The organism is Steroidobacter sp. (assembly GCF_016790065.1).
In the GTDB taxonomy this organism is placed as follows: Bacteria; Pseudomonadota; Gammaproteobacteria; order Steroidobacterales; family Steroidobacteraceae; genus Steroidobacter.
This window is the reverse complement of the sequence record NZ_JAEUPY010000356.1, coordinates 1-4163: the sequence shown is the minus strand read 5'-3', so window position 1 is coordinate 4163 and position 4163 is coordinate 1. Positions and strand designations below refer to the sequence as shown.

Below are 4163 nucleotides of genomic sequence, written 5' to 3'. Positions count from 1 at the left end.
CCGAAACGATTTGATGACGCGAATCATCCCAGCCTTTGACGATGGAACCGCCCAGCGCCGTGCCGAACACGTCCGAGAAGTCGCGTTGGATGCCGTCGGCATCTTCGTGCAAGTGATAGAAGCCGCTGTAGTCACCGCTCCGGAAAATGATCCAGAACCGCAGCGCGCGTTGAATGCCGCCCGGCTTGATCCGCGGCGGCAGCCACTTCGGATCGGGCGACAACGGGCGACGCTCGGCGTACAACCCCCAGCTGTGATCGCGCGCACAGCTCCAATCCGACGGCTCCACGTCCCAACGCCGATCGCCGTTGATGAGCACGCCGGTGGGTTTGCCGGGCTGGCAATAGCGCGTTTGATCGGTCGTGCGACGACCGCGCTGCTCGGCTAGATGATGCTCTTCGAGCTGCGCCGGGGACACGCCGTCCCACAGGATGTCGAAGCTGATGCCGCTCTCATTCGGTTCGAGCTTCAGCCGCAGCTGCTTCAGCGGCTCCACCACCTCCACGCTGAAGGGTCCGACAGTAGTGCGCATATCGCGCCGCCAGCAGCGACTGAAGCGCAGCGTGCGCTGGATGCCAGCAACGTTGAGTAGCGCGAAGCCGCCGATCATGTCGCTGTTGGGATTGACCCGATATCCGGTACATAAAAACACTCGGTGTATGGGACTGAAGACGCCGAAATAGCAACCGTCGTCCCAGGTGAAATCCGTGGACGGGATATAACCAAAGGTTTGTGACGATTGATGGATCGGGAACTCGTCGAAGGGACTGAGGTAGTTGGCGATTTTGCTCATCTATTGGATCCTGACGAAGGCAGCAGCTCGAGCAAGCGCTCCTGCACACGCTCGAACTCCACGAAGCTGACCGTGCCCAGGAACACGTCGTTGTGGACGCCGCTGCGATAACCGCTGAAGGCCGTGATGTTGCACACACCGTGGAACACCACCGCCCAGATCTGAAAGTAAAGGACCAGCTCATCGGGCACGCGCACGCCACCAGCGGCGAGATAGGCGTCGATGAAGTCTTGCCAGGGGATCAACTTGCCCAGGTCCTTGCGCAAGTAGCCCAGGTCCTCGGCCGGGTGACCGACATGCGCCAGCTCGAAATCCAGCACCGCGCTGAGTCGACCGTTGTCGAACAGGATGTTGCGCAGGTCGTAGTCGCTGTGGACCAGCGTGGTGGTGTCGTCGATCAGTGCCGAGTTGTTGTAGAGCCAGGCGAAGCCGGCCTCCAACAACGGAAAGTCCTCGCGCTGATTCCGATGCAGACGGTCGTGGTACTCGTCCAGCGTCTTCAGGAAGGACTCGCGCCGTGACAACCGCAGCGGTGCCTTGGAGATCGGCAACTGGTGAATGTTCTGGCGATGCAAGCGAGCCAACGGCTCGGCCAGCTGCAACACCACCTCGGACGTCGCAGCCTTGGTATTCACCTTCTCCAAGCTCTTCGGATCGACCTTGGCGAGCGTGGCACCTGGCAAGCGTTCCATGATGAGGCACGGCCGTCGCAACGGCAGCGTGTCGTCGCTTTGAGCGGCAATACAGTGCGCCACCGGCAAGCCCTGCGCATGTAGATGGTTGAGCAGCTCGAACTCGCCCGACGCCGACGACGGCACGATCTCGAAGTTGCGATCTCGACGCAGAATGGCCGCGACTGGCTGCTCCTTCCAGCCCACCAGATCGAACGCGTAGTTCTCTTTCGAGTACACGCCATTCGGGCGGACGAAATTTGCGACACGCAGCGCCGGCTTCTCAGGAAAGCGAGCGCGCAGGAACTGCTCGACATCCTCGGCGGTGAGCGGCGGAATCTCTTGCTGCCGACTGGCGAGCTTGTCTGCATCGTTCTTGGCGATGCCCGCCGCAACCTCACGCAATAACTCCCGCCGATGCGCCTCTAGATCATGAATCCGTTCGACAGCCTGAGCGCAATCGACTCGTGGCGCATCGGATCGGCGCGCCAAATCCGAGCACGCGTTGGCAATGCCGGCCAAGCGAGTCGACGTGCTCTGCTGCTGATCGCACGCCACATAGAAGCTTTGCCCTGCGTCACGCAGAAACGACGCGGCCTCCTTCAGCATCGCCCAATCCACGTCGGTATCCGATTCGCTACGCACGATCAGATGATTCAACGCTGCGGCCAAACGCCTCGTGCGATGCGGACGAAATGGATCTTCCTCGCCCGAAGCGACGCTCAATAACTCGTCGCGTGCGGCCCGCAGGAAGATCGCCAGCTCTACGGCAAGTGGCTCGCTCATGCGCCTTGCCCTCCCGCGCCATACAGCGATTCGTAACGTTCCAACAGCTCGGCAACCTGGCGAAACACCGGCGGCCGGAACACCATCTCGGCGTTCAGCAGCTTCACGCTATCCACCTCGCCCGTGAACAGGCGCGCCGGGCCGATATTCAACGTCACCAACAAGCGGCCGAGCATCATGATTCGGAAATACAGCAGCTCCCGATCGCTCAACGGCGTGCCGCCGGCGGCTTGATAAGCACGCATCACACGAGGCCAATCGAGACTTGCATGACCGGCGTTGTAGACGTACGCGAGATCCTGGCCCGGGTGCCCGATCTGGGAACTCTCCCAGTCCAGCAACGCCGTCATCTCGCCGTTCTCGAGCAGCATGTTGTGGAAGCCGATGTCGCCGTGGATCAAGCAAGGGCGCGCACCTGTTTCCGGCACGTTCGCCAGCAACCAGTTGAACAGCGCGACGGTCGCAAGCGAAGGCGCATGCGCCTGGGTGAGCAACATCGAACGGAACTCACGCAGATAGATTCGCAGCACTTCGGCCGACGATTCGGTCCATAGCTCGGGGCGAATCGATTCGTTCAAGGTGCCGAGTCGGGTCAGCGGCGGCAACGAATGCAGGCGCCCCATCACCGTGCCGAGTTGGTCATTGAGCGCTGGACTCGGTGCCGCGCCTGCCCCTTGTAACGTGCCGCCAGCAGCACCCGGACTGCGACGCATAACGATGAAGTCACCGCCGGGCAGTAAGGCATGCTCGGTGTCCACCCACAGCGCATCGGGCGAAGGAAAACCTTCGTCGCGCACGGCTTTGATGACGTGGAACTCTTTCGCCACGCGATGACACGCGCCGGGAATGAGTTCGATGGGATGGTCGCGTCGCATGACGAAATCGCCAGCGAGCCGTTGACCTTGCACCGAAAACAAATAGGTTTCCTTGCCGAAGCCGCCCATTTGCTGGCGACACTCGGTGACAGTCAGGCTTGGCTCCTTGAAGCGATCTTGCAGATACGCTTGCAGCTTGGTCGCATCGATGGACAGATCAGCGACTTCTTGAGCGGTGCCGACGGCGTTCGAGGCGCGCGTTAGATCCGCGAATTCCCAATCGCACAGAGCTTTCACACCGCGAGCGTCGAGTACCGCGTTGGTTTCGCACAGAGCCAACTCGTTCTGATACAGCACTCTCGCCAGCTCGTTCTCGGCCTGGGCGATGTCCATGGAACGCTCAGCAATCGGAGCCGCCGCGGCCCAAGGTTGAGCAGCCAGCAATGTTTGAACTTCGCGTAAGCGCTCAAACGCAGCGGCACTGCCACCGCGTTCGCGAGCAAGCAGAATCGTCAGTGCAGTTTGAAACGCTCGCCGCGTCGAACTCACGCCCGAGCCTTGCTCGCCTTGGAACTCCAGACGCTCCGTCGCAGCCAGCATTGCCGCGAGCAAGTGTTCGAGGCTAGGTGGCGGATGCGCGATCATTCCGGAAACGGACTCGCATTGAAGGAGCGTTCGCTCCAGCCCAGCCCTTCCACGCCCTCCCACTCCCACGTCACCGCCTCTTCGTTCGAGGACGCAGCGTGAAATCCAGGAATCGAGCCGGGACTCTTGTCATAGGGCGAAGTGAACGCCGTCGGCATGCTCACCAGAATGCGCTTCATGCGGAACGTCATCTCACCGAGCTCGCTGTCGAGCACGATGGTGTAACGCATGGCGTGATCGTCCCGGCCTTCCATGAACGGCACCGACTTCACCGTGGCCGGATAACGGCGGCCACTTTTGGTCACACTGGCGTTCGACATGGTCGGCCGGTCGCCATGCACAGCCATCTTGTACAAGTTGAACGTGACATCACGCTCGGGGAACCAGCCCTGCGCCCAGCAATGTCGATGCAGCTGAGTAATGACACGAATACCGCGGCTGTGATCGCGCTGA

Annotated in this window: 3 protein-coding genes and 1 pseudogene; all 4 read right to left on the bottom strand. The window is 61.2% G+C overall.

Annotated elements, in window-relative coordinates; translation table 11 throughout:
- A pseudogene (locus tag JNL55_RS14805) lies at positions 1-793 on the bottom strand (hypothetical protein); the annotation flags it as partial.
- Positions 790-2250, bottom strand: a complete 1461-nt coding sequence (locus tag JNL55_RS14800) for a phosphotransferase family protein (protein WP_293854670.1) — start codon at positions 2248-2250, stop codon at positions 790-792. The pseudogene JNL55_RS14805 and the gene JNL55_RS14800, both read right to left, overlap by 4 nt.
- Positions 2247-3665: a phosphotransferase family protein gene (locus tag JNL55_RS14795; RefSeq protein WP_293854667.1), complete on the bottom strand. Its 1419-nt coding sequence runs from the start codon at positions 3663-3665 to the stop codon at positions 2247-2249. Before JNL55_RS14795 ends, JNL55_RS14800 begins: the two co-directional genes overlap by 4 nt.
- A gap of 41 nt (positions 3666-3706) precedes the next feature.
- A partial coding sequence (locus tag JNL55_RS14790; protein ID WP_293854662.1) for a hypothetical protein occupies positions 3707-4163 on the bottom strand: 457 nt, incomplete at its 5' end.